We start from the raw sequence: 24,832 nt of genomic DNA, 5'->3' as shown, positions 1-24,832 counted from the left end.
GCCGTGTAAGAACACGGCTTTTATCAAAATTATCATCTCACCAAAGTGAGCTAATAATTAAGCTTCAGCGATAACAACAACTTTAATAGTTGCAGTTACGTCTGAGTGTACTTGAATTGCTACGTCAAATTCACCTAACTCACGGATAGTACCTAGAGGAAGACGAACTTCAGATTTAGCAACTGTAACACCAACAGCAGAGATAGCATCAGCGATATCGCGAGTACCGATTGAACCGAATAACTTACCTTCATCACCAGCTTTAGATACTAATGTAACTTCAGCTAATGCAGCAAGAGTTTCAGCGCGCGTTTCAGCAGCTGCGTGTTGTTCAGCAATCTTAGTTTCTAATTCTGCACGACGTGCATCAAAAGTTTCAATGTTTGCTTTAGTTGCAGGAACTGCTTTACCTTGTGGGAAAAGGAAGTTACGAGCATAGCCCGATTTAACTGCAACTTGATCGCCTAGAGTACCTAGATTAGCGATCTTGTCTAATAAAATAATTTGCATTTATCCACACCTTAAAAAATGTTGATCCGCTGCTTACTTATGTAAGTCAGTGTATGGAAGAAGGGCTAAGTAACGAGCGCGCTTGATAGCGGTAGCTAGTTGACGCTGATATTTTGCGCTTGTACCAGTGATACGGCTTGGTACGATTTTGCCACTTTCTGTAACATAGTTTCTAAGAGTAGCTAGATCTTTATAATCTATTTGTTGTACGCCTTCCGCTTTAAAGCGGCAGAACTTACGACGTCTGAAATAACGTGCCATGAGATAAATCTCCTAAACTAATTCTGTTTATTTGTTGAGCATGTAGCACTAATTGACTTAGTCCATTGCGACCTTCATGGCGATTTAAAAATCCCGTGATAGCCAACTCTTGCCCAACTTCTAAATTTTGAGTATGTTCCATAATTGAATGACCACTGGCAACAACTTGAATTCGAACATAACTATTACGGTTAAATCCTGCTTCGACTTGTTGTGACTTGTGCTCCAACACTAATATACAGTGTGGAATACCCGCCGGGCTTTGGCTAAATTTTGGCGTTTTACATAAAATACCAGATATATTCAGCTCATTCATACAGATACATTACTCAACAACGATTAAACTGCTGCTGCTGGAGCGGCTGCTTCTTTCTTCTCTTCTCTTGCAAGAGGAGAAGCTTCTGTTACTACGTTCTTAGTACGGATAACTAAGTTACGAATAACTGCATCGTTGTAACGGAAAGTAGTTTCAAGCTCGCTTACTACTTCAGATGTTGTTTCAACATTCATAAGAACATAGTGTGCTTTATGAAGTTTGTTTATTGGGTAAGCCAGTTGACGACGACCCCAATCTTCTAGACGGTGGATAGTACCGCCAGCTTCAGTGATTGAACCAGTGTAACGTTCGATCATACCTGAAACTTGTTCACTTTGATCTGGATGAACCATGAATACGATTTCGTAATGACGCATGGGTATTCCTTACGGTTAATTAGCCTTTTATCGTTCGACCGGTCGATTTAAGGCAAGGAACTAATATTAAGTTGGTCGAAAGAGCGCGTATTTTACACACTGTATGCAAATGATGCAATAAATGATTCCAAAAGCATAAACTCAATTTACTCACTTATTAAAGTAGCAACTTAAAATAACACTTAACCAAATGATTAAATTAACAATTCAGTGTATATTCTAATTTCAAATATAATCAGAATATATAATAAAAAGGATTTCTAATGATCTGGCGATTACTTTGCATTTTAATAATTTCAACTTCATCTAGTTATAGCTCAGCATAAAAATCGTCATTTATTGTCTTAAAATTAGAATATTTATATAAAGAACAGGCGCATTTAGCTGCTAATAGGCTATTTTGGCAAGCAATATCCGAAGGCCTTGTTGATGGTCAGGCTATCATTCGTTATTTAAATAAAGATGAAAACAATAACCATGCTGTTCATTACAATTTATCACTAGTCTATACAAAACAGGCTAAATTTCGACTCGCTAAACAGCATTTAGAAAAATCACTCATATTAAAACCGCTTGCTTTTAAACAAAAAAAATTGCAATTAATTATCGATTAACAAACGAAACTCCAAGCGCAATCAAATGATGATATAAAAACCGCCTTTGCTTTTCATTTAATTGACAATCTAGCAACCGGTTATGGTCAAGATATCAGTGATATATTTACACTGATAGGCAAACCAGCAGTGCCAGCTTTAATTGATGCCTATTGGTATGAGAATAAGCTACAAGTTGGCACTATCGAAATAAATGAAAAACATAAATTAATTTATCAAGTATTTTCAAGCAATGAAGAGTATGCTGAGTAAATTTTCGATAGAACAAAAAGGGTAAGATCATTATCACCCTTTTTTTAATTACGCCACCAAGTGGCCGCAATAGAAATGCGCAGCAGATCTATCCTCTTTGTCTTAAGACTTCAAACAAACAAATACCTGTTGCGACTGATACATTTAAGCTTGAAACCGTGCCAACCATCGGAATTTTAACCAATGAGTCACAATGCTCACGGGTTAAACGTCGCATACCCGTGCCTTCAGCACCCATAATAATAGCAACTGGCCCTGTTAATTTGGCATCAAATACATGGGTATCAGTTTCGCCAGCAGTGCCTACAACCCAAACACCCTGATCTTTAATTTCTCTTAAAGTACGCGCTAAGTTTGTTACTTGAATAAGCGGTATGGTTTCAGCTGCACCACATGCCACTTTACGGGCAACACCATTTAATCTTGCTGAGTTATCTTTTGGTACTATAATCGCATCAACACCGGCAGCATCAGCACTACGTAAACACGCGCCTAAGTTATGTGGATCTGTTATGCCATCTAAAATTAAGAAAAAAGCATCTTTGTTCTTTTCAGCTTTATTCGTTAAAATAATATCTAAATCTTTTTCACTGAATTTTTTACCCGCTTTAACTTTAGCGATAATACCTTGATGCTGTTCGCCTTTGGCTTTTTCATCTAAGGTTTTTCGGTGCATAAACTGAATTGAAACACCAAATTCTTTTGCAGTTTCTAATACTGGTGTTAAACGCTTGTCATCACGGCCTTTAAGTGCATAAATTTCTATAAAACGCTCAGGTTCAGTATTTAAAATTGCTTCTACTGAATGAAAACCAAAAATTAATTCATTACTCACTTGTTGTTATCTCCTCTACTCTATTCACTAGAACGCTTACGTGCATTCTTGCCTGGGCGCTTTTTCTTTGTTTTAGACTTGTTTTTCGATTTTTTAGCCTGCTTATTGCCTGCCTTTGAATCAGTTTGAGCGGTTTTACGTTTATTTGGTTTGCGTTTTTTATTTTTACTCGGCGACTTTTTATGATCTCTGGTATCTTTTTGTTGCTCATCTGGATTTTCTTCATCATTTTTATGAGATGAAATTTTAGGAATTTTTCCAGATTTTAACTGCTCTCTGACACTTTTATTAGCCGGTGTATATCTACGAGGTGATACAGGAGAAGCGTTACCATTTTGTTTACGACGACGTGCATATCTATCTACAACAGCATCTTCAGCTAAAACAAGATTAATACGCCTTTGCTCTAAACTAACAGATACAACACTCACTCGCACTTTATCACCTAAGCGATATACTTTTTTAGAGTTTTCACCCACTAATAAGTGTTTTGCACCATCAAACTGGAAAAAATCATTAGTCAGTGACGTAATATGAATTAAGCCATCAATATACAATTCATCTAAACGAATAAATAAACCAAAGCTAGTGACAGATGAAATCACACCAGTAAATTCATCGCCAACATGGTCTTGCATAAATTCACATTTTAGCCAATCAGCAACTTCTCTTGTTGCATCATCGGCACGGCGCTCAGTTTTAGAACACAGCTCACCAAGTTGGTTTACTTCATCAGGATTATAAACATAATCACCAGAAGTCTGTTGACCTTGTGCTTTTACCACACCTTTAATTGCACGATGTACCACTAAATCAGGGTAACGACGTATCGGTGAAGTAAAATGGGCGTAAGCAGGTAAAGACAAACCAAAGTGACCAATATTACCAGACTGGTAAACAGCTTGTTTCATTGAACGTAATAACATTACTTGGATCAATTCAACTTCTGGTCTTTTACCTAGTTTTTCGATGCATTGTGTTATTTCTTTAGGGCTTGGCTCTTCAGGCAATGGATTTTCAATGCCTAACTCACCTAAGAACTTTCTAAAGTTAGATAGCTTTTCTGGATCTGGTTCATCATGAACACGATATAACGCACTTGCTTCATGTTTTTCAAGTAAACGTGCCGCAGACACATTTGCTAAAATCATGCATTCTTCAATTAATTTATGTGCATCATTACGCTCAATTGTCGTCACAGCTTCAATTTTACGATGGGCATTAAATACGAACTTAGGCTCTACTGTTTCAAACTCAATTGCACCCCGATTTTGGCGGGCTGATTTCAGCGCAAAATACATTTGATATAGATTTTGTAAATGCGGCACAACATTTTGACTTGCTGAAATTTGTTGTTCATCGCCTTTCAAAATTGCAGATACTTGAGTATAAGTCATACGTGCATGTGAATTCATCACGGCTTCATAAAACTTATAACCTGATAAACGACCCGCTTCTGAAATGGTCATTTCCGCAACTAAACATAAGCGGTCTACTTTAGGATTTAATGAACATAAGCCATTTGATAATACACGCGGTAACATAGGTACCACTTGCTCAGGAAAATAAACCGAGTTTCCTCGATTAATCGCTTCCTCATCTAATGCGGAGTCTTTAGGCACATAATGCGATACATCTGCAATGGCTACCCATAAACGCCAACCACCTGACTTTTTAGGTTCACAATAAACCGCATCATCAAAATCTCGCGCATCTTCACCATCAATTGTTAATAATGGTAAGTCGCGTAAATCAACACGCCCTAGCTTTGCTGACTCTTCGACTTCATCAGCTAGAGGTGCAACTTGTGCTTCAACTTCTTTAGGCCACACATAAGGAATATCATGGTTGCGAAGCGCCACTTCAATTTCCATACCTGGCGCCATATGATCGCCGATGACTTCAATTACTTTAGCTACCGCATCCATACGTGGACTTGGTCTTTGTGTTATTTCAACTTGCACCATTTGATTATGGCGTGCGCCTTTTTCACTACCTGGCAAAATCATAATATTTTGTGTGATGCGAGGATCTTCTGGGATCACTAATGCCATGCCATGATCAACAAAATAACGACCTACAATCGGTGCTCTTTGACCATCAATTACACGTATTATACGCGCATCACATTTACCACCACGACCTTTTGATGCCGGTTTAGCAAGCACAACATCGCCATGTAGCACTGTTTTCATTTGATGTTTAGGAATAAACCAGTCTTTACCACCGGCTTCTAATTCCAAAAAGCCAAAACCATCTCTATGGCCTATCACTTTGCCTTTAACCAGCTCTGATTCATCAATAATGCAATAACATTTATGTTTGTTAAAGAAAATTTGCCCATCGCGTTCCATCGCACGTAAACGACGTTTTAAACCGATTTCTCGTTCTTCGTTTTGCACAGCGAGTTCTTCACACAATTCATTAAAACGCGCAGGTTTAGTACGGTTTTGCATGTGTGCTAAAATAAACTCCCGGCTAGGAACTGGGTTATCGTATTTTTCTTGTTCTCGAGTTAGAAATGGATCCTGATCAGACATTAAAGGACTTTTTGAATTGAATATGTTGTTATTTTAAACCAAAAGCGAAGAATGAGACAGGAGAACTTAAGATTAGCGCTATTTAGCGTCAATTTATTGAAAAATATAAGACGCTAAAAATTTATTTTGTAATTTACAACTTTATTACAGAGCACGCTTGGCGCGCTTAATCACACTTGGCGGCATTTTTTCTGCCAGCTGGCTTAATAAACTTGTGATCTTTTTATGTGTTTTTTTATCTGCGGTAACTGAATTAAATAACCAACGATAAGCATCTTCATAATCTCTAGGGCTACCAACACCTTGGTTAAATAATGATACCAAACGCATTTGTGCATTTAAGTTACCTAAAGAAGCAGCTTCACGTAAATATATAACGGCCTGATCTAAATCTTTTTGCACAAATTTAGCTAAATGATAATAACGCCCCATTTGCTCTAATGCCTCCGGTAGACCTTGTTCTGCCGCCAAGCGCATATAATATATGCCTTGCTCTACATCACGGTCAACACACACAGCATAAGCGAGCATATCACCAAATAAAAACTGATAAGCTGGGATTTTCATTTTCATAGCGCGTGCTTCAATATCTTGAACAAGCTGGCAATTATCTAATTTGACTCGTGTTAAATGACTATTTTTTTTAATTAAATCTAATAATTCATCTTGAGTATATATTTGCACAGCCTCAAGCGGTGCTGCGGCCTTAGCAAAAAAAGGGCTAATACATAATATAAACAAATATACTGATAATTTTTTCATAGATATAACTTTCATCATAATAGTTAATTTTAACTCAACTTAATAATAACGCGACTGCCGTAAATAACACCCGTTACAGATGACAAACTTAAGTGACACCTAAAAAACATACAAGAATCAAACCAATTTTATAAGAACCTTAAAATTTAGCTATAAAAAAAGCTACCCTAAAGTAGCTTTTCTTTATCATTCACCAAATATTGGCTAAAACAAAACTGCTATGCAGGTTTATTCGCCAAATGGGCTGCGAACGATCATCGTTTCTACACGATCTGGACCTGTAGAAATAATATCAACAGGAACACCTGTAATTTCTTCAATACGCTTAATGTAATCAATTGCCGCTTTAGGTAATTGATCAACAGAAGTAGCACCGACTGTATTTTCAGTCCAACCAGGCATTGTTTCGTATACTGGAGTCACTTTCTCGTAACCTTCAGCTGCAAGAGGCGTAATATTTGAAATCGAGCCATCTTCTTGTTTGTAACCAGTACAAATGCTGATAGTTTCTAAACCATCTAATACATCAAGTTTTGTTAAACAAAAACCTGTGATGCTATTGATTTGAACTGCACGACGCATAGCTACGGCATCAAACCAACCTGTACGGCGTAAACGGCCAGTAGTTGCACCAAACTCATGACCAACATCACCTAAATGCTTACCAATTGGGTCTTGCTTGTCTTCACCATCATATAATTCAGTTGGGAAAGGACCTGAGCCAACACGTGTTGTGTAAGCTTTAACAATACCAAGTACATAATCTAGGTTTAATGGACCAAAACCAGCACCAGTAGCAACGCCGCCAGCAGTAGTATTAGAAGATGTGACATACGGGTAAGTACCGTGGTCGATATCTAGAAGTGTGCCTTGAGCACCTTCAAATAAGATGCTATCACCCGCTAAACGCGTTTGATCAAGCAGCTCAGTAACATCAACAACCATCTCTTTAAGGATATCAGCAACAGCCATTGCATCATCATAAGTTTTTTGGAAGTCTACTGCTTCAACTTTATAATAATTAACCAATGTAAAGTTATGATACTCAAGAATTTCTTTTAATTTCTCAGCAAATAACTCTGGGTTGAATAAATCACCCACACGTAAACCGCGACGAGCTACTTTATCTTCATATGCTGGACCGATACCACGACCGGTTGTACCGATTGCTTTAGAACCACGAGCTTCTTCTCGCGCTATATCTAATGCAACATGGTATGGTAAAATTAGTGGACAAGCTTCACTGATAAGCAAACGATCACGAACTGGAACGCCTCGCTTCTCAAGCATACCCATTTCTTTCATTAACGCATCAGGAGCTAGTACAACACCGTTACCAATCACACATTTTACGTTATCACGTAATACGCCTGAAGGGATTAAATGTAATACAGTTTTTTCGCCATCTATAACTAAAGTATGACCAGCATTGTGGCCACCTTGATAACGAACAACTAAAGATGCTTTATCAGTAAGTAGATCAACTATCTTACCTTTGCCTTCGTCACCCCATTGGGTGCCCAATACAACAACGTTTTTACCCATTGTAGATTCACTTTGAAAAATTAGGCGAGGATTTTAACAAAAAATATAGGTGAAGATCACCTAATTTTGCATATTTTTACAACAAAAAGTAAAAATAAAAACACAAGAAGCTTTAATTTACTGATTCTTAAGAAAAATATAAATTACTCAATTTTATCAAACTCAGGTCTAATGTCTAACAAACAGAAACAAAAGCCAACCAATCACTATAAGTGAAATACCTATCATTCGTATGCTTTTACTTGATTGATTTGATAGCTTAGCTAAATACTGCCTCCATTTATTTGGAAATAAGGCTGGTATTAAACCTTCAATCATAAGTAATAACGCTAATGCTAATGCTAATGCTAATGCTAAGAAAACGGTATCTAAAGTGATATAAGATCTTAGTAGTCAATAATTACTATAGTTTACATTTTTTTTTAATGATGATTAAATAAAGCTACACAATATAAAATATACAATAAATATGAAAACGATTCTTACAGCCTTATCTATTGCTGTTTTAGCTAGCGCTAATTGCTATGCAATGCAAAAAAACACCCCGTCTTTAGACTCTGTATTATCTCAAGTACATGACTGTAGCCCAACTATCACGATTCGCTCTGAAGCATTAACGCCTGAATTAATAAAACAAGCGTGTATTATGCTTAGTGAAAGAGAGTCTGATTTTCACAAAACTTTTAATAGTAAAAATAAACCTGTAGCAAACGATAACAATCATAGTATGCGCGCTAATATATATGCAAATAGAGATTCTTACGTAAAACACGTTACCAAACACTTTGATGTGCCATCTGATAATGGCGGTATGTATTTAGAAGGCCTACCTCATGTGAAAGGTAATCACGCGGAATTTGTGGCTTACCAAAAGAAAGGACAAATTTGGAATTTACGTCATGAATATATTCATTATTTAGATGGTCGCTTTAATATGTATGGCGATTTTTGCTCATCATTACACGATTCACATTCAGCACCTGAGTATTGCCCTAAACCAGCCCCTTTGTTACCTCACTTAGTATGGTGGAGTGAAGGTATTGCAGAATATATAGCCCAAGGTAATGATAATTCACGTGCAATTGAAAACGGTATTAAAAAATCATATAAATTAAGTGAGCTTTTTAATACCAGTTATGAAACCAATGGCGGCAGTGAGCGTGTTTATGATTGGGGCTATTTAGCAGTACGTTTTATGATGGAAAATCACAGGGATCAGATTGATAAAATGCTTACACTAACACGCAAAGGCTTTTATACACGCTATCAAGCTTTAGTAAAAGAATGGGGCACACAGTACGATACTGAGTTTACTCAATGGTTGATTAGCTTAGAGCCGAAAAAAGCAAACAGCTAAATTTCCACTATTTATTCAAAACAAAAAAACCTCACTATTAAGTGAGGTTTTTTTATAATCTAAATATTAAAAGTAATTGCTTAGCTTAAGCTACTTACCTTCAACACCTTTCATAAATTTAAAGAAGTCGCTATCAGGTGCAAGCACCATTACATCACTCTTAGAATTAAATGTAGACTTATATGCGTCTAAGCTACGTAAGAAAGTATAAAATTCAGCATCTTTAGAATATGACTCAGCATAAATTTTAGCAGCATCTGCATCACCTTCACCACGAACTGTTCTTGCGTTACGCTCTGCTTCTGCAAGCATCACTGTTACACGACGATCAACACCCGCTCTAATCGTTTCTGATTTTTCACGACCTTCCGATCTATGCTCTTTAGCAACAGCAGTTCGCTCAGCACGCATACGTTGGAAAATAGAGTTACTTACTTCAGTAGGTAAGTTAATCTGTTTAACACGTACATCAAGTACTTCTATTCCTAGTTCATTGGCACTTTCAGAAACTTGAGTTAGCGCATCACGCATTAATTCACTTCGCTTTCCTGACACAATTTCTTTAATCGTTCTTGAACCGAAATTAGTTCTTAAACCATTATTTACTTTTTGTTTCAATAAAGTTTCAGCATATTGTTTATCACCACGTGCACGCAGGTAATATGCACTGAAATCTTTAATTCGCCATTTAACATATGAGTCAACAATTAAGTCTTTTTTCTCACTTGTCACAAAGCGGTCTGGTGCACCATCTAAAGTTTGAATACGTGCATCAAGTTTACGTACCTGTGTAATAAATGGTACTTTTAAATGTAAACCTGGTGGGTATACAACGGCTTGATCATCAGTGTCTTTTTTTACTTTTGAAAATTGAAGAACGATGGCGTTCTGTCCTTCAAAAACAACAAACACTGAAGAAAAAGATAAAAATAATACAACAACAATACTAGCTAAAATAAAGTTCTTCATTCTTATCTCCCATTACCAAATCTATCAGTTGCAAAACGATCAGATGAACTATTTACTTGGCTGTTATTGCCTCGAGAGTTACCCATTTTTTGTCTTAAGTTTTGTAGGTCACTTACTTTAGGTAAAGTAACTGTACCGCCTTGGCTATTTTGCATAATTTTATCCAGTGGTAAGTACATCATGTTGTTACCACCTTTGACATCAACTAATACTTTTGAAGTGCTACCTAAAACATCTTCCATCGCTTCAATATATAAACGCTGACGTGTTACATCTTTAGCCATTTGATATTCAGGAAGTAACTTATTAAAACGTGCAACTTCACCTTCCGCTTCTAACGTTACACGTTCTTTGTAACCTTCAGCTTCTTGTGTCATACGTGTTACTTGACCACGAGCTTGAGGTTCAATTTCACGCTCATAAGCTTCTGCTTCACGTACAAAACGTACTTCATCTTCTTGTGCAGCAATTGCATCATCAAATGCATCTTTTACTTCACCAGGTGGGCGGGCATCTTTAAAGTTAACGTCAGTTAAAATTAAACCTAAGTTATAAGGTTCAATAATTTTTGTTAGTTCATCCCAAGTTTTTTGGCGTATTTCTTCACGACCTTTTGTCAGAATATCATCCATTGATGAATGACCAACAACATAACGAAGTGCACTATCTAAAGCTTGCTGTAAACTATGATCGGCATCTGTCACGCTGAAAAGATAAGCACGTGGATCTGTTACACGGTATTGCACAACAAATTCAACACTTACAACATTTTCATCTTCAGTCAGCATAAAGCCTGAAGCAGATAACGAACGAACAGCTTCGATTTCAACTGGAATAACTCTATCAATAAAAGTCATTTTCCAACGAAGACCCGGATCTGAGATTGAATGGAATTGGCCAAATCGTAAAATAATACCGCGCTCAGCCTCTTTAATAGTGTAAATACCACTTAAAGCCCAAACAACAAGTGCAATCACTAAAACAAAACCAATAGCCATACCACTTAGGTTGCTATCGCCTTTATTATTGCCACCACCATTACCGCCAAACATACCACCTAGTTTGTCGCTATATTTACGAAATACCTCATCTAAATCAGGTGGACCTTGATCGCGTCCGCCTTTATTTTTCCAAGGATCGTTGTTTTTATTACCATTGTTACCCGGCTCATTCCAGGCCATAGCACTACTCCAATGTTATATAAAATAAATAAGTTAGGTTAATACCAATTCCGATAAATATATAATCATTAACTTAATGGAATTGATCTATTTGCGTTTTAAAAGTCTAAAAATAATACAACGCTTTTTTACACCTTTGAATAAGTTAACAAATTTCTGACCGTTTTCATAATAAATCAGCTTAGCTGATCTAATTTGATTAATTCATCAATTTCGTTACCAAACTCTTTTTTTAATCGATTCCAATCAATCATAGGTAATCTGATATCAAGTAACCAATTGCCTAAATCATCAAATTGCTCGTCTGTAATACAACTCAAACGATACAAGGCACCTCTTAAAGCACCATATTTCCCTGATAATTCAAGAGTACAAGCTAAAACTTGATCCGATAATCTCTCACTAATTGCTTCAAGTAATAACTCGCAGCCAGCACCAGTTTGAGCTGATAACCATACTCGAATAGGGTTACCTTCATCATCACGATCTATACGGGGTGATAATTCTTCAACCAAATCAATTTTGTTATAAATTAATAATTGAGGTACTTCATCAGCCTCAATTTCTTTTAAAACAGCATTTACTTGTTCAATATTTTCTTGTCGCCTTTCATCCGCTACATCAATTACATGGAGCTGTAAATCAGCTTCACGTGTTTCAGTTAAGGTCGCTTTAAAAGCCGAAACTAAATCATGCGGTAAATGGCGAATAAAACCTACGGTATCGGCTAAAATAGTACTACCAACATCTGCGATCTCTATTTTACGTAGTGTAGGATCGAGTGTTGCGAACAATTGGTCTGCAGCATACACATCAGCATTAGCCATCTGATTAAACAATGAGGACTTACCTGCATTGGTATAACCCACTAAAGATAAAGTAGGAATTTCATTACGACTACGCGCTCTGCGACCTTGATCTCGTTGCTTGGCTACTTTTTCTAAACGCTTTTGAATATTTTTAATTTTACCACGGATCAAACGTCTATCTGTTTCTAACTGCGTTTCACCTGGTCCGCGTAAACCAATCCCCCCTTTTTGTCTCTCTAGGTGAGTCCAGCCTCGGATCAAACGAGTAGAAATGTGACGTAATTGTGCTAGTTCTACTTGTAACTTACCTTCATGGGTTCGTGCACGTTGCGCAAAAATATCTAAAATTAAGGTAGTACGATCTAGCACCCTACATTGACAAACAACTTCGAGGTTTCTTTCTTGAGATGGGGTTAATACATGATTAAATATAACCACATCGGCTTGATGCATTTGAACAACCTCAGCTATCTCTTCTGCTTTACCAGTACCAACAAAAAATTTGGCATGCGGTTTTTGACGGGAGCCTTGCACTACCGCCAAGGAATTAACACCCGCAGAAGAAACTAACATTTCCAATTCATTCAGATCTTCACGATCATGCTCTTTTGGAAATTCTATATGAACTAAGACTGCCTGCTCACCGGCTTCATAACGGTCAAACAAACATTAAACTCCTAATTAAAATGTATCGCCTTCCTCTGTGTTCTCAGGTGTTTCAGAACCAGTTGGAGTCGATTGGAAGTTAATTGCTCTTGCAGGAACAACTGTAGAAATAGCATGTTTGTAAACCATTTGGTTTACTGTATTTTCCAGAAGAATTACAAATTGGTCAAAAGATTGAACCTTACCTTGTAATTTAATGCCATTAACTAAATAAATTGATACTGGAATGCGCTCACGACGTAATGCATTCAAAAATGGGTCTTGCAATGATTGCCCCTTTGCCATTATTATTTTCCTTAGCTTTAGGTGTTATTATTAAGTAATAAAAAATCTTTAAGTATAAGATTTCATAATTTTTTTGTTAATGTTACTAGCTTAGCGAAGATATCACACGATGCAAGTTTTCTTCTGCACCTGACTCAAGCCAAGTTACATTTTCCCAGCCTCTTAACCAAGTTAATTGTCTTTTTGCTAATTGTCTTGTCGCAACTATGCCACGAAAAACCATTTCGTCGTAATCAATATCACCTTCGAAATAATCCCACATTTGGCGATAACCAACACACCGGATAGAAGGTAATTTTACATTAAGGTCCTCTCTGTTATATAAGGCCTTAACTTCTTTTTCAAACCCCTGATCTAACATTATTTTAAATCGTTGTTCTATTCTCTGATGTAAAACGCTGCGATCTTCAGGTGCTATTGCAAATTGCAATACTTTATAAGGTAAAGCCCCAGTCTTAACATTTTGCAGTTCAGACATAGGTTTACCTGTGATTCGATATACTTCCAACGCGCGGTTAATGCGTTGAGAGTCGTTTTCACTAATTCTGCTAGCTGCTACAGGATCTACAGAGGTTAACTCTTCATGTAGTGCAGGCCAGCCTTTTTCATTTGCTTCTATTTCAAGGTGTTTACGAATTTCAACATCAGCTTCAGGTAAGGGTGAAATCCCCTCTAATAAACTTTTGAAATACATCATAGTACCGCCAACAAGCAATGGAATTTTCCCTTGTGCATGTAACGCTTCTATTTTATTTAAAGCATCAGTGCAAAAGTTTGCCGTTGAATAAACCTCTGATGGATCTAACATATCAATTAAATGATGCGGAGCCTGAGCAAGTTCATCAGCACTCGGCTTAGCCGTGCCAATATCCATATCTCGATATACTAGAGCTGAATCAACGCTAATCACTTCAGTGTTTAAGGTTTGACATAGCTGTATCGCTAAATCTGTTTTACCCGCAGCTGTCGGGCCCATCAAAAAAATAACTGGTAAACTCAATTGCTTATTTTCCGCTATAATTGGCTTAAATATTCGGTTAAATCTATTTTAACCGCATTTTGTGAAATTAAGCGCATTAATTCTGGTTTTCTTTGAATAAAATCAATCAAACCATTATTAACATCCGTTGAAAAGTAATTTTTAGCAGTCCAATTCGATTGCCAATCCAACCACGAACTAATATCGGAACAATTCATTTTAGATACTTCAATCAATTTATCAACAACTAAGTTAACGTCTCCTGAATAAATACACGCTGGTAACTTTTTAATCATAATAAAACTAGTCGAAAGCTGAAGGTCATAACCTAAAATGTTTAACCAAGATAAACTCTCTTTAATGATAGCTAAGTCTGCTTCAGTGACATTTATACGCACAGGCAATAATAACGGACGTCCGGTTAACTCTCCTGACTTTTCAATTTCTGCTTGCCAAAAATCAGCTAATATCGATTTAAAATGACCTAAATAAATCTCATCATCTTGTTTAATAATACAAGCACCACCATTAAGTCCGATGATTTCTTTTTGCTTTATCGCGACTTGATTTTTTTGAAAGTCATCATGTTCTGAAGTTGATAGCTCATTCACATTATCAAAATGTTGCGCAGCTTGCTCACCAATGCCTTGATAAAATGCATTTACTTTTTGTTGTTGCTGATAACTCACGTTTTCTCTAGGAGCTTGCGGTGCACGTGCTTGTTGAGAACCGCTACCTGATGAATAACTTGTGTTTGCAGTTGGTTCAACAGGTAAATAATCAGATAAAGAGAAAGGTACATCATCTTCATCTTCATCTTGGTGTATGGGTGCTGCAGGTTCACTCATTAAAACAGTTTGTTTGGCCAACTGTTTAACTGCCTGTAAAATAAAATCATGAATTAAACGCGCTTGATGAAAACGCACCTCGTGTTTAGCTGGATGCACATTAACATCAACTTGAAGTGGATCGATTTCTAAATATAAAACAAACGCAGGTACATCATAATCCGGCTGGATTTCCTCAAAAGCTTGGCGGATTGCATGCAAAATTAATTTATCTCGCATCATACGGCCATTTACATAAGTATATTGCGGGTCTTTATTTAAGCCTGAAGGTAGCGCCCAACCATACATTTTAAGTTTATCTTCACCTGACTCTAAATATAAAGCATGATCTAAAAAATTACGCCCTGCCACTTGAGCAACACGTTTAACTCTTTGCTCTGTGCTGGATTGTGCTCGATATTGACGTACCACTTTACCATTGTGTTTTAATGTAATACCCACATCAAAACGACTTAATGCAATGCGTTTTATTAGTTCATCAATATGATTAAACTCGGTTTTTTCAGTTCTTAAAAACTTACGTCTTGCAGGCGTATTAAAAAACAAATCAACAACTTCAATTGTTGTACCATCTGGATGCGCTGTTGGCTGAACTTTAACGGCCATATCACGACCTTCAGCATAAGCTTGCCACGCTTCATTTTGTTCTTTTGGTTTTGAGCTAAGTGTTAATCGAGAAACTGAGCTAATAGATGCGAGTGCTTCACCACGAAAACCCAAGGAGTTAATGCACTCTAAATCATCTAAGGTTTTTAACTTGCTGGTTGCATGACGAGATAAAGCAAGTGCCAACTCATCCTTCTCGATACCAGAGCCATTATCACGAATTCGGATCAGTTTATGTCCGCCACGGTCAATATCAATTTGAATACGTGTTGCGCCAGCATCTAAACTATTTTCAACTAATTCTTTAACCACTGACGCCGGACGTTCAACTACCTCACCAGCTGCGATTTGGTTAGCTAAACGAGCCGGTAAGATTTCTATACTCATGTTATTTCACTTGTTAACTGCGGGGGATTGTTAAGTTTTGACCAATAAATAAGGTATTTGATTTCAGTTTATTCGCTTGCTTAAGCTTATAAACTGTTATGCCATATCGCTGCGCCAACACACTTAAAGAGTCTCCTGATTTTACCCTATGAGATTCTGGGGTAGCCGATTTTATTTTAGCAAAATAAGAATCCTCAGGAGGATTGTTTCTAAAGTGTGCTTTTACAGACTTAAAAACTGCTTTAGCTAATTTATTTTGATGTGCGGCACTTTTTAGTAGTTTTTCTTCTGCTGGATTTGAAATAAATCCTGTTTCAACCAATATAGAAGGTATGTCGGGAGACTTTAATACAGCTAAACTTGCATATTGTGGTTTAGTTTTATGCATTTTAGTGACTTTTTTCAATTCATTTACGACTGACAAAGCAATTTCTGATCCCGTTTTCATGGAGTGATCCATCTTCATATCTAATACAGCTTGCACTAAGTATTTTTCATTTTGGGTATCTTTAAGCACACTTGCAGCACCACCCAATAAATCAGAATGTTTTTCACTACTTTCAATCCACTTACCAATTTCAGAGTTAGCCCTTCGTAACGACAGTACCCACACTGATGCACCTCTAGGTTGCGGACTCGTAAACGCATCAGCATGAATTGAAATAAAAAAATCAGCTTTATGTTTTCTTGCCCGTACTGTACGAGTATTCAATTTTACGTGATAGTCACCGGTACGCGGCATTACTGCCCTCATACCTTTTTCATTATTAATCAGTTTTGCTAATTTTTGTGATATTTGTAAGGTGATTTTTTTCTCATACATGCCAGAAGGACCAATAGAACCGGGATCTTCCCCACCATGTCCAGCATCTATGGCTATCACAACATCACGATTACCGCTCATATCTCTATTTTTTGCAACTATCGATTTTTGAGGTTTTTTATTTATGGCAAATAAATCAACAACCAACCTATCCTTTTTAGGTCCTGTTGGTGCAAGCGAAAAAATAACTGGTTTAACCGGCTCTAAAATTTCAAAAACCAGTCTTGTCCAACCTTTTTTCTTAGGTTTACTAAAGCGTACTTTTTTTATTAATTGATGCTCTTTTGTGACCTTTGGCAATGATACTTTTTGACTGGTATTTTTTAAATCAACCACTAAACGAAGTGGTTTTTTTAGCACAAAATAACTGTAATCAGGCTTTTCTTTTAAATCAAAAACAACACGTGTGCTTTGGGGAGATGGCCAAACACGTACGCTGGTTATTTTATTTTGCGCATAAGCATCTGTAACAGCAAATATGCTGAAAAAAATGAAACTGATAAATAGTTTTATTATTATATTTTTAAGACTATGCATTATCTGTATTTGATAGCCTATCGACTATTTCTTCGCCTTTTTGAGTTTTACCCATAATACTAACTTTACGTTTTTGTGCAACATACTCAAGTGTAAGCTCTAAATCTGCTGTAGCTAAAAATTCAGCGCCTTTTTCAGGCCATTCGATCATGCAAATTGATTTCTCATTAAAATAATCACGGATCCCCATAAACTCAAGCTCTTCAGGATCAGCTAAACGGTATAAATCAAAATGATAAATACTTTGGTTTTCTAGCTCATACGGTTCAACCAAAGTGTAAGTTGGGCTTTTAACTTTACCTGTATGACCAAAGCCTTGAACAACGCCTCGTGTAAAGGTCGTTTTTCCAGCACCTAAATCACCGTGCAAATATATAACAGCACCTTGTGTAATATTTTTCGCTAAAACACCGCCCATGGCGACTGTTGCTTGCTCATCTTCTAATAAACAGCTAAATACCTTGCTCATTTTATACCTTTGTTAACCAACTAAACGTCTAATATATGGAAATAAATCACTTGCTAACAAACCATTTATGCCATCTTTTTCAGCTAATTGCGCTGCTTTTCCATGAATAAACACTGATAAACATGTCATATCAAATACGGCTTGTTTAGTATCTTCTGAGTTTTCACTGTTGAGCGTTTTTACTTTTTGCGCAATAAGTGCACCGATTATACCAGATAAAACATCTCCCATCCCAGCACTTGCCATAGATGGCGAACCAGAAGTATTGATATTTAATCTATCGCCCTGGCAAACTAGAGTCCCAGGACCTTTAAGTACGCTAGTTGTTTTATATTTGTTTGCTATTTTATTAACAGCATCAAAGCGGTTTGATTCTATTTCAATATTAGTAGCTTGCAATAATCTTGCAGCCTCCCCTGCATGCGGAGTTAAAACACAATTTGGTAACGCTAGCGCTTTTTCAGCTAAAAACGTTAGCGCATCGGCATCTATCACTTTAATTTTATCTTGATGACAAAAAAGCGTATCAAAAAGCATTTTACCCCAATCTGATTGCCCCATGCCTGGCCCAATTACAATCACAGATGCCTTTTCAATTAACACAGCTAACTGAGTTTCATCCTCAATGCCATGCACCATTAATTCATAACGGCCTTGCAAAACACTGGCGACATTATCAATATGGGTGGCTATGCTCACCAAACCTGCGCCACTTCTTAAACACGCCTCTCCTGCTAAGCGAATTGCACCAGCCATGCCTTTATCACCGCCAATTAATAATACGTGGCCTTGCTGATTTTTATATGTCGATTGTTCACGGTGTATTTTTTTATTTAGCATACTTTGTTCAGATAAATAACTTACTGGAGACTGTACTGTTTTTGCAAATTCCTCATCAATGCCTAAACCTGAAAAATACAATTCACCAACATAATCTTTTACTTTTCCAGTCAGCAATCCTTTTTTGAGTCCAATAAAAGTAACCGTGCTATCGGCATAAATCGCATTTTTTGATATTCCCCCTGTTGTTGCATTCACTCCGGAGGGCACATCTATACTAATGACCTGTTTGCCAGTTTGATTTATTTGTTGGCAAATCCTTTTAATATTACCTGATAACTCGCCACTCAAACCGGTCCCTAATAAAGCATCAATTATTAAATTACACTCTGAAAAATCGAGTTCCTGTTCAATTACGCCACCTACCTCACTAAATTCTAAATAAGCTTTTAATGCATCACCTTTTAATTCATCTGGCTGGCAAATACTAAATACTTTTACTTGAATATCATTTTCAATGGCTAACTTAGCAACAATATAACCATCACCACCGTTATTACCTTTGCCTGTTAGTATTAAAATATTATTCGCAAAACTATAGCGATCCCAAAGTAGTGAAAACACACTTTCTCCGGCATTTTGCATCAATTGATACATCTCAATGCCCATTTTTTTGGCTATGATAGATTCATTTGATTGAACTTGCTGCGCGCTATAGGCGATTTGTGGTAAATTAGCGGTGTATAAAACGGCCATATTTAATCATCATGAATTCTAGTAATACTGACTATTCTTTACTTTCTGACAAAATTAAGCAATGGGGCAAAGATTTAGGCTTTGCTCAAGTAGGCATTGCCGATATAGACTTAACTGAACACGAAGCGCAATTACAACGCTGGTTAGATAATAACTATCACGGTGAAATGGACTATATGGCAGCCCATGGCATGATGCGTGCGCGCCCGGATGAATTAGTTCCTGGCACTAAACGCGTGATAACAGTACGCATGAATTACTTACCCCCAGACGCCAGTTTTGCTCAAAATTTAAAAAAAACAGATAAAGCCTATATCAGTCGGTATGCATTAGGGCGTGATTACCATAAATTAATGCGCAATAAGCTCAAGAAATTGGGTCAAAGAATAGAACAAGAATTAAAAGACTTAGTCCAAGGTGAGCTTTCTTTTCGACCTTTTGTTGATTCAGCACCTGTGCTAGAAAGGCAATTAGCAGATAAAGCCGGACTCGGCTGGACTGGAAAACATAGCTTAATTATTAATAAAGAAGCGGGATCTTGGTTTTTCTTAGGCGAATTATTTGTTGATATCCCCCTACCTGTCGATAAACCTGTAGAAGAACACTGTGGCAGTTGTGTTGCCTGTATTAAGCTTTGCCCTACAAACGCCATTGTTGAACCTTACGTAGTTGATGCTAAACGCTGTATTTCTTATTTAACCATAGAGTTAAAAGGCGCGATCCCTGAAGAGTTTCGACCTTTACTGGGTAATAGAATTTACGGTTGTGATGATTGCCAATTAATTTGCCCATGGAATAGATATGGACAAATTACAGATGAAAAAGATTTTCACCCCAGAACGCAACTCAAAGATAAAGACCTAATTGAACTCTACTTATGGGATGAGACTACTTTCTTAAAAAACACAGAAGGCAGCCCTATAAGACGTATAGGCCATGAACGTTGGTTGCGAAATATATCCGTCGCCTTAGGTAACGCTGATTTTAATGGAGAAATAATCGCAGTTTTACAACAACGCTTAGTTGAGGCAACTGAATTAGTTGCCACTCATATTAATTGGGCACTTGATCAGCAACGGCTAAAAAAACCTGAAAACAAAAAAACACAACGCTTGATTAAAGCGATAGAGAAAGGGTTGCCAAGAGATGCTTAGTCTTTAGTCTTTAGTCTTTAGTCTTTAGTCTTTAGTCTTTAGTCTTTAGTCTTTAGTCTTTAGTCTTTAGCCTTTAGATTTTATGAATATCAATTAAATTAACAACGAACTCAGCCCCAGTCCTTCCCGAGTGTTTTTTATCGAGAATCTCATCACTTAAATTTAAACTGATACAAAACTAAAACAAGATCTCCGATAAAACACCTCGGAGATGACATATGAAAATACTGAGTTCATGCTCTTTTGAGATAATAGCTTTATATTCAAATTTCAAATCTAGCGCCTAGTCCCTCAAACCTAATCCAAAATATGCGATAGATCATCTTCTATTTCAAAAAAAGCACTTTTAACATCGGTTAGTAAATCTTCCCGAGCGACTGATTTTTGAATTGTTGCATCTACTTTTTTGAAAATATAAAGCTCCTGATCTTCATCTAGACCCATATAAGGAATGCGGTTTTCAAATTCCTCTTGCAGTTCCCTAAAAATCGCTTCGTTCATTTCATGGCTTAAATTAAGTACACACACTAACTCTTCAAAGCGAGATTTTACCAAAGCAAAAGCGCGTTTTAGCTGCATTTTTTGATATTTTAAAACCCTAGCGGTTAAAATTGCATTTAATTGTTGCTCGGTAACACTGACAATAAAACAGGTATGATCGCGGATCCTGCCTAATTTTTCAGGATCATCTAACGGCATGTTGAGGATTAATAAACTTATGGTGGGATAGTTAACTAAAATTCTCGGACTAAATTCATATAAACGCCCTTTATTTTTTAGTAATTCAAAAAGCTCAATCACCATAGGTGAACATATGCCTTCTGAACTAAAGTGAGATACTTCTTTATCAACTAAAAAAGCACTACATGTTTTTAAACCGAAACTTTTTAAGCATTGGCTCAACGCACTTGCCAACTCTTTTGGCTCATCAATTGTGCCGATATTTTCAATATATTGAACTATTGTGCCCATCTCACTTGAAAGTGACATAGCATTAAAAGCCGCAGAAGTGGCGTCCTCAACTTGCAGCTCTAACATTTCACGATTTTCAATCACCTTAAAAAGGCTTGATAATTTTGATTGTAATTCTTTATTGCCAAAAGGTTTGACAATATAGTCTTCCGCGCCCACATCATAACCTGCAATACGCTCCTCAACAGTTCCTCTCGCTGATACAAACATCACTACAATTTCTGAAGTTGCGGGGTTTTCTTTTAATTTTCGACAAACTTCATAACCATCCATATTCGGCATGCTTACATCAAGCAATATTACACGCGGTTTAAGTTCCTCTGCTATTTTTAAGCATTCAGGACCGCTATTAACGCAGTGTAGCTGATAGTCTTCTTCGAGAATTTCTTCAATTATCTCTAAATTATACGGCTCATCATCTACAGCTAAAATTTTATTCTGGACCATTATTTCTCCCTAAATAATCTATACAGCTCAGTACCTTATTTGTGACACTCACAGATAATAAGATACTAAGCTAAAACAAGCTAAAACAAGCATAGTTAAGCTTTTTTACTTTCTCCAGTTTTCAGTTGAATGTACCCAATTCATCTTATTTTAGGCAAAACAATGATAACGGAGGCTCCTTGTGTGATATTATTTTTTGCATTAATCGTACCTTGATGGCAATCAATTAATTCTCTACATATTGCCAAACCTAAACCTGTACCACCAGCACCTTTATTGGTTTTACTACTTTGTGCAAACTTACTAAAAATTAGCTCTAACTCATCTTCAGGTATCCCTATACCCTGATCTTTTACTTTAATTTCTACATTACCTTTACTATCAAAAACGTTGATCTGTATTTCGCTATTATCAGGACTAAATTTAATGGCATTTGAAATAATATTTTTGAGTACCTGTGATATCTGATCCCTATCACAATTTAACATTACCTGAGATAAATTAGCCTCGAGACCAACCCTAATATTTCGTTCGAGCGCAAAACCAGAAAGGTCATCAATACTGGTTTTTATAATAGGTAACAGATCTTGAATCTCAGGGTAAAATGGAAATTTACCGACATCTAGTTTAGAAAGATCTAATAAATTATTTAATAAAGTTAATAATCTATGACCACTGCTTTCAATTCGTGACAAATACTTTTTCATTTTATCAATGGGGATCGGCTGTAATTCTAATTTATCTAAGCCAAAGCGAGAAAAACTCAATATTGAGTGCATAGGTGTTCTTAATTCATGGGACATATTCGCTAAGAAGTCTGATTTACTCAGATTAGCCTGCTCAGCTTGATCTTTTGCAAGTTCCAACTCTGAAGTACGATCTTTCACTTTTTGCTCTAACATATCTTTGGTTTCTTTGAGCAGCTCTTCTTTATGCTTTAAGTGTGATACATTTTTTAAAATAGCCGCAAAAGCAATTTCGCCATGAAAATCTATTTCAGAAAACGATCCAGCTAAAGGGATCTTTAAACCATCTTTTAATAAAACTTGTAGCTCACAGCTGAACTGCTTATTGCTTCCAGCCTGAAAAATAGCAGTTTTAACTTCTTCAGCAGACTCAACATCTATCAACGAATAAATAGAGCTACCCACTAAATCTTTATTTGAAGCTGAAAATAGATAAGCACATGAATCATTAGCTTCTAAAATATTACCTGACTGCTCAAACAGTACTATGCCATCAGGGGTGTTTTTATATATCACCCTTAGTAAGCTATCTTTTTCGATTAACGCATCAACCGTATCTTGAAGCCTTTCGACTAGCTCTAAATTATTACGTTTTAATAATTCTGTTTGCCATACTTTATGCAAGGCTTGCAACAATACACTTTCATTAAGTGGTTTTTCTAAAACATCCTCAACACCAATACGTATCGCTTCTATCAGTGCACTCTGATGTGGTTTTGAAGTAACCAATAAGCAACGACAATCTGAGTTAATTACCTTTAGCTGTCTAAAAACATCAATTCCCGTGCATTTGGCCATATTAAAATCAGATATTAATAAATCAAACTTTTTATTTTTAGCTAATTCAATAACGTCTTTAATCTCAGATGCTGTTGTCACATCTAAATGAGCACCTTTAAGGCTTTTGTCTAGTTTTTCTAACCGCTGAATATCATCATCAACTAACAGTACCTTAGGCAGTAATATTTCGGCCTCTGCACTATTAATTCTTAATTCCTCCTCTAAAATACCTATAATTTCCTTATTATCAAAAAATGGATAAATCATTTGGGAAGAAGGTAAAAGTTGATGCAATTCAGCAAAGGTTGATGATACTTTTGCATCTTGTGAGTGAGGTGCAACAAGCAAAAAGGGGATTTCTTTAAAATTATTTTTTAATTCCTGCACTAAATAAACTGGAATTCCGTGAACCACAACTATCATATCAAAATGATCGTTTATCAAATCATTTTTAGGCACATCTTCTATTTCTAAAAAATGATTTAATAAAGTTTCACAGCCCACTAACTCTAGCAATACCTTGACCCGCATTGCTAATACACTGCTATTATCGACGATCAAAATCCGTTTTAACATGATCTAAATATTGCTCTTTTCTTTTATTACATTCTAATAGAGTAGCGTGTTTTTGTTTGTCATTCATTGTATTCCACGACAAAATCTCATCTAAGTGCCTAAAGCACCCCAAACAACTATCTCTTTCCGACAGGCAACAGTTGCCAACGCATGGATTATCTTTGGCCATATAAAAACCAAATAAAAGGATGTATTTTTAAGTATAGAGTGATTTTAGAAAAGAAGATAAATGGCGCACCCTGCAGGATTCGAACCTGCGGCCTTCGCCTCCGGAGGGCGACGCTCTATCCAGCTGAGCTAAGGGTGCATTTTATAAATTACAGTAAAATATTTTTTATCATGCCTAAGTACTGTAGGGGGTTACAGGCGTATAATAAAGCCAACCAAAGTTAAATGCCAGCTTATTGATTCTATTTGCTTAATAATTCCACTATACTTTTTGTCGTTAGTAAGCTTTACTTAAAATAGTCTGATTTATGAATTGGCTAATTATAAAACTAGGAGAGATAAATGGCATTAATGACAATACTAGAAGTTGCCGATTTTTTAGGCGTAAAAGAAGAACGTGTAAAACGCTTAGAACGAGAGCATTTATTAATTGCAAAAGAAAATAATGATGCAGGAGATCCTCTTTTTGATGATGGTGATGTACAAAAATATAAAGAGCTCGCTGAGCGTATTGGTGGCCTTTAA

25 protein-coding genes and 1 tRNA gene are annotated in these 24,832 nt (G+C 36.5%); 4 read left to right on the top strand and 22 right to left on the bottom strand.

The annotated features are described in order from the left end of the window. Positions 1 to 57: 57 nt before the first annotated feature. From rplI to rpsF, 4 genes are read right to left on the bottom strand one after another with little or no spacing between them, the layout of a single operon-like run. Entirely contained in the window at positions 58 to 510 is a 453-nt protein-coding gene (gene rplI / locus PSA_RS04095; RefSeq protein ID WP_042151292.1) for a 50S ribosomal protein L9, read from the bottom strand. A 33-nt stretch (positions 511 to 543) separates the two neighbouring features. Then, entirely contained in the window at positions 544 to 771 is a 228-nt protein-coding gene (rpsR, locus tag PSA_RS04090; RefSeq protein ID WP_002962753.1) for a 30S ribosomal protein S18, read from the bottom strand. Beyond that, positions 746 to 1,087, bottom strand: a complete 342-nt coding sequence (gene priB, locus PSA_RS04085; protein WP_042151309.1) for a primosomal replication protein N — start codon at positions 1,085 to 1,087, stop codon at positions 746 to 748. The genes rpsR and priB overlap by 26 nt, the downstream gene beginning before the upstream one ends. A 23-nt stretch (positions 1,088 to 1,110) precedes the next feature. Continuing rightward, a complete protein-coding gene (rpsF, locus tag PSA_RS04080) occupies positions 1,111 to 1,464 on the bottom strand; it encodes a 30S ribosomal protein S6 (protein ID WP_042151312.1) in 354 nt (117 codons plus the stop codon). Positions 1,465 to 2,207: 743 nt separating this feature from the next. Between rpsF and PSA_RS26775 the strand changes: the two genes are divergently transcribed. Then, positions 2,208 to 2,330, top strand: a complete 123-nt coding sequence (locus tag PSA_RS26775; RefSeq protein ID WP_269432765.1) for a hypothetical protein — start codon at positions 2,208 to 2,210, stop codon at positions 2,328 to 2,330. Between the two features lie 88 nt (positions 2,331 to 2,418). On the opposite strand, the gene rlmB is transcribed toward PSA_RS26775, so the two are convergent. The 5 genes from rlmB to PSA_RS24320 all read right to left on the bottom strand — a co-directional run bounded on the left by rlmB (position 2,419) and on the right by PSA_RS24320 (position 8,390). Beyond that, entirely contained in the window at positions 2,419 to 3,165 is a 747-nt protein-coding gene (gene rlmB / locus PSA_RS04075) for a 23S rRNA (guanosine(2251)-2'-O)-methyltransferase RlmB (RefSeq protein WP_042151313.1), read from the bottom strand. Positions 3,166 to 3,185: 20 nt separating this feature from the next. Further along, positions 3,186 to 5,705: a ribonuclease R gene (rnr, locus tag PSA_RS04070; protein WP_042151315.1), complete on the bottom strand. Its 2,520-nt coding sequence runs from the start codon at positions 5,703 to 5,705 to the stop codon at positions 3,186 to 3,188. A gap of 144 nt (positions 5,706 to 5,849) precedes the next feature. Beyond that, a complete protein-coding gene (locus PSA_RS04065) occupies positions 5,850 to 6,467 on the bottom strand; it encodes a tetratricopeptide repeat protein (RefSeq protein ID WP_231665218.1) in 618 nt (205 codons plus the stop codon). Between the two features lie 228 nt (positions 6,468 to 6,695). After that, the gene (locus tag PSA_RS04060; protein ID WP_042151321.1) at positions 6,696 to 8,012 is read right to left on the bottom strand and encodes an adenylosuccinate synthase; all 1,317 of its coding nucleotides are present in this window, start codon (positions 8,010 to 8,012) and stop codon (positions 6,696 to 6,698) included. Positions 8,013 to 8,180: 168 nt separating this feature from the next. After that, positions 8,181 to 8,390, bottom strand: a complete 210-nt coding sequence (locus PSA_RS24320) for a DUF2065 domain-containing protein (protein ID WP_269432817.1) — start codon at positions 8,388 to 8,390, stop codon at positions 8,181 to 8,183. A gap of 91 nt (positions 8,391 to 8,481) precedes the next feature. On the opposite strand from PSA_RS24320, the gene PSA_RS04055 reads away from it, so the two are divergent. Next, a complete protein-coding gene (locus PSA_RS04055; RefSeq protein ID WP_042151324.1) occupies positions 8,482 to 9,369 on the top strand; it encodes a collagenase in 888 nt (295 codons plus the stop codon). Positions 9,370 to 9,459: 90 nt separating this feature from the next. Here PSA_RS04055 and hflC read toward each other — a convergent pair whose 3' ends face one another. The 9 genes from hflC to PSA_RS04010 all read right to left on the bottom strand — a co-directional run bounded on the left by hflC (position 9,460) and on the right by PSA_RS04010 (position 19,464). Further along, positions 9,460 to 10,338, bottom strand: coding sequence for a protease modulator HflC (gene hflC / locus PSA_RS04050; RefSeq protein WP_042151327.1), 879 nt, complete (start codon positions 10,336 to 10,338; stop codon positions 9,460 to 9,462). 2 nt (positions 10,339 to 10,340) lie between these two features. Further along, the gene (hflK, locus tag PSA_RS04045; RefSeq protein ID WP_042151329.1) at positions 10,341 to 11,519 is read right to left on the bottom strand and encodes an FtsH protease activity modulator HflK; all 1,179 of its coding nucleotides are present in this window, start codon (positions 11,517 to 11,519) and stop codon (positions 10,341 to 10,343) included. Between the two features lie 176 nt (positions 11,520 to 11,695). Further along, entirely contained in the window at positions 11,696 to 12,994 is a 1,299-nt protein-coding gene (gene hflX / locus PSA_RS04040; RefSeq protein ID WP_042151332.1) for a ribosome rescue GTPase HflX, read from the bottom strand. Between the two features lie 15 nt (positions 12,995 to 13,009). After that, positions 13,010 to 13,279 carry an RNA chaperone Hfq gene (gene hfq, locus PSA_RS04035; RefSeq protein ID WP_042151335.1) on the bottom strand — a complete coding sequence of 90 codons (270 nt, stop codon included), beginning with the start codon at positions 13,277 to 13,279 and terminating at the stop codon, positions 13,010 to 13,012. A gap of 85 nt (positions 13,280 to 13,364) precedes the next feature. Next, positions 13,365 to 14,255: a tRNA (adenosine(37)-N6)-dimethylallyltransferase MiaA gene (gene miaA / locus PSA_RS04030; protein ID WP_042151336.1), complete on the bottom strand. Its 891-nt coding sequence runs from the start codon at positions 14,253 to 14,255 to the stop codon at positions 13,365 to 13,367. Between the two features lie 38 nt (positions 14,256 to 14,293). After that, positions 14,294 to 16,099, bottom strand: coding sequence for a DNA mismatch repair endonuclease MutL (gene mutL / locus PSA_RS04025; protein WP_042151339.1), 1,806 nt, complete (start codon positions 16,097 to 16,099; stop codon positions 14,294 to 14,296). 13 nt (positions 16,100 to 16,112) lie between these two features. Beyond that, positions 16,113 to 17,459, bottom strand: coding sequence for an N-acetylmuramoyl-L-alanine amidase (locus PSA_RS04020; protein WP_042151342.1), 1,347 nt, complete (start codon positions 17,457 to 17,459; stop codon positions 16,113 to 16,115). Beyond that, positions 17,452 to 17,928 carry a tRNA (adenosine(37)-N6)-threonylcarbamoyltransferase complex ATPase subunit type 1 TsaE gene (tsaE, locus tag PSA_RS04015; protein WP_042151345.1) on the bottom strand — a complete coding sequence of 159 codons (477 nt, stop codon included), beginning with the start codon at positions 17,926 to 17,928 and terminating at the stop codon, positions 17,452 to 17,454. Before tsaE ends, PSA_RS04020 begins: the two co-directional genes overlap by 8 nt. Positions 17,929 to 17,940: 12 nt before the next feature. Then, the gene (locus PSA_RS04010; protein ID WP_042151348.1) at positions 17,941 to 19,464 is read right to left on the bottom strand and encodes a bifunctional ADP-dependent NAD(P)H-hydrate dehydratase/NAD(P)H-hydrate epimerase; all 1,524 of its coding nucleotides are present in this window, start codon (positions 19,462 to 19,464) and stop codon (positions 17,941 to 17,943) included. Between the two features lie 11 nt (positions 19,465 to 19,475). Between PSA_RS04010 and queG the strand changes: the two genes are divergently transcribed. After that, positions 19,476 to 20,618, top strand: a complete 1,143-nt coding sequence (gene queG / locus PSA_RS04005) for a tRNA epoxyqueuosine(34) reductase QueG (protein ID WP_042151351.1) — start codon at positions 19,476 to 19,478, stop codon at positions 20,616 to 20,618. 297 nt (positions 20,619 to 20,915) lie between these two features. On the opposite strand, the gene PSA_RS04000 is transcribed toward queG, so the two are convergent. From PSA_RS04000 to PSA_RS03990, 4 genes are all read right to left on the bottom strand, one after another. Then, entirely contained in the window at positions 20,916 to 22,037 is a 1,122-nt protein-coding gene (locus tag PSA_RS04000) for a response regulator (protein ID WP_042151354.1), read from the bottom strand. Between the two features lie 140 nt (positions 22,038 to 22,177). Then, positions 22,178 to 24,139: an ATP-binding protein gene (locus PSA_RS03995; RefSeq protein WP_042151357.1), complete on the bottom strand. Its 1,962-nt coding sequence runs from the start codon at positions 24,137 to 24,139 to the stop codon at positions 22,178 to 22,180. Further along, complete coding sequence (locus tag PSA_RS24315) at positions 24,111 to 24,308, bottom strand: DUF1289 domain-containing protein (protein ID WP_082305617.1); 198 nt, start codon at positions 24,306 to 24,308, stop codon at positions 24,111 to 24,113. Before PSA_RS24315 ends, PSA_RS03995 begins: the two co-directional genes overlap by 29 nt. Before the next feature lie 61 nt (positions 24,309 to 24,369). Further along, positions 24,370 to 24,446 (bottom strand) — tRNA-Arg (locus PSA_RS03990). 203 nt (positions 24,447 to 24,649) lie between these two features. Between PSA_RS03990 and PSA_RS03985 the strand changes: the two genes are divergently transcribed. Further along, positions 24,650 to 24,832, top strand: coding sequence for a hypothetical protein (locus PSA_RS03985; protein ID WP_042151359.1), 183 nt, complete (start codon positions 24,650 to 24,652; stop codon positions 24,830 to 24,832).

This window comes from Pseudoalteromonas sp. '520P1 No. 423' (assembly GCF_001269985.1).
Taxonomy (GTDB): Bacteria; Pseudomonadota; Gammaproteobacteria; order Enterobacterales; family Alteromonadaceae; genus Pseudoalteromonas.
Note: the sequence above shows the minus strand (reverse complement) of the source record. Positions and strands in the feature narration are given on the sequence as shown.